The sequence below is a fragment of the Candidatus Hodgkinia cicadicola genome (genome assembly GCF_002774925.1).
Map to the genome: position 1 here is coordinate 1 of NZ_NXGO01000049.1, position 2107 is coordinate 2107.

Annotated in this window: 3 protein-coding genes; all 3 read left to right on the forward strand. The window is 25.4% G+C overall.

Annotated features, from left to right (window positions below; genetic code table 4):
• The first annotated feature begins 42 nt into the window (after nt 1-42).
• The 3 genes from MAGTDC_RS02535 (at nt 43) to MAGTDC_RS02545 (ending at nt 1125) form a co-directional block, all read left to right on the forward strand.
• Nucleotides 43-183 carry a hypothetical protein gene (locus MAGTDC_RS02535; RefSeq protein ID WP_192573122.1) on the forward strand — a complete coding sequence of 47 codons (141 nt, stop codon included), beginning with the start codon at nt 43-45 and terminating at the stop codon, nt 181-183.
• Nucleotides 184-299: 116 nt separating this feature from the next.
• Nucleotides 300-644 carry a hypothetical protein gene (locus MAGTDC_RS02540; protein WP_146656912.1) on the forward strand — a complete coding sequence of 115 codons (345 nt, stop codon included), beginning with the start codon at nt 300-302 and terminating at the stop codon, nt 642-644.
• Nucleotides 645-885: 241 nt separating this feature from the next.
• The gene (locus tag MAGTDC_RS02545) at nt 886-1125 is read left to right on the forward strand and encodes a hypothetical protein (RefSeq protein WP_278046948.1); all 240 of its coding nucleotides are present in this window, start codon (nt 886-888) and stop codon (nt 1123-1125) included.
• Nucleotides 1126-2107: the final 982 nt, after the last annotated feature.

Sequence of the window (2107 nt, forward strand, 5' to 3'; positions counted from 1 at the left end):
AAGGTTTGGTATCTGTAAACTCTGTTATGGAATAGAATTAGGTTGTGGAAAATAGTACAACATGGTGATTCCGTTGGTGGTTTAGTAACCCAATCAATTGGTGAACTTGGAACACAACTTACATTAAAAATATTTCATGGATTAAAAATATTAAAGATAAAACCAATAAAAGTGATAAATTAACTGTTTAACATCACCATTTTTGGGAATTATTAAGCTCAAAGATATTTCATGTGTTGTTTCGGAATCAAACGACATAATTGTTGTTAATTCCAATTGTATGTTATCAATTATAAAAGATGGCATTGAGCTTTGAAGTTATAAACTACCAAGAAGTTACTCATTTGTTGGTTCCGAACGATAAACACGTTGAATACGAAGAGATATTATGTTTCAATTGTATCAGATCAACAAGTTTATTAAGTTTAGCCAATGGCTATTTGTTCTTTAAAAACCTAGTATATTACTTAAACATAAAGAAAGAAACCTATGATATAACTGAAAAAATTATAAACAATATTAAACCCACCCTTATAAAGGATAAGATGTCATTGATTGGTTTAAACGTTGGAAGAATGAAGCAGTTGCATTATATCTCAATCAATGGTAAAATAAGTTTATGACTAATCCTAATGAAAGGATAAGTTTATTTGATGGTATCTTAAAAGTTTCAACCGAAGATAGAGATGAAATTAATATGACATTAACTTGAAGGTTTTAAAAGATTATCGAGATTATTTGATAACACCATTGATTAGAATAACAGTTCGATTGTTAGTTCGATAGATGGATTATTAAAACATAGAACCGATAGCAATGGAAACAGATTATTTATCATTGATCCAAAAAAAACAATTAATAAACATCCTATAATTTATTACTGGTTTAAATGTTAAACTATTTATTAAGAACAACGAAATGATAAAACAAGGACAAATCATCTTACATGGAGACCATGATCTATCGAATTATTCTGAAGTATATGGATTCAATGATCTCTTTAATTATTTTGTTGGTATTGTTCAAGAAATATATAGAAATCATGGAGTAAATATTAACAGTAAACATATTGATGATGGTTTTAAGACAAATGACCAACACAGTAAGTATATCCAATCCAGATAATTACATCGTTGAAGATCAGATGTTATTACAATTGACAGGATATTTCCAGAATTAATCATTATATTAAAATATTAAAAGGAGAAGATGATATTAGATGATAGACAGATCGTTGGTATAACAGAAACATGTGTAAATCAAAGATCTATACTATCAACTATCTCCTTTCAAGAAGCAATAAAATAAGTAATTAAAACTATAATATCTGATAACAATTACGAAATATCTAGAATAAAAGATAAAATTATACTAGGAAAAGTACCATTGATTGGTACTGGATTCATAAACAAACAAAGGTTGATTGAAAGTGGAATGTTAAATGAAAGTGATCCTATTCATAGAAAGATCTAAATATAAAATAGTTAGTGAACAGGATATATCTCTTTTGGATAAAATATAACTCTACCTAATAGGTATTTAGGTTAAATAACAACGGATAAACGAATTATTTATTAACAAGAGGAATTAAAGCAAGAATGTGTAGTGATAATGATGGAGTATTATATATATTAAGATAAAATGTATAATCAGTAATAAATATTTTATAATAATTGTTAGATATGTGTATGTTTAAGAAGATTAACAGGAATTATATGTCATTTAGTAAGAGATTATAAGTATAAACGTATCAAAATACTATAAACTATAATACACCAAGAACATAACACCAACGAAGAGAAATAACAATGGCAAGAAAACGTAAGATTAATAATAATATTTTTTCCTATTCTATAAAATCTCATCATTCAAATATACATACAATATTATCTCTGCGTTGTTAACAAATATTCTAAATATTTAAATCAATTAATAACTTTAAAAACATATTAAAATTAGAGACCAACATCAATTGGTCTTTTGAAGAAAATAAATCTAAATTATATCTCAATTTAAATAGATGTTGATACCAAATCAAAATAAAACATCAATATTAATCGAGAAAAATAAAGCTATTAATATAAAAAATCTTTACAAAATAAATAAT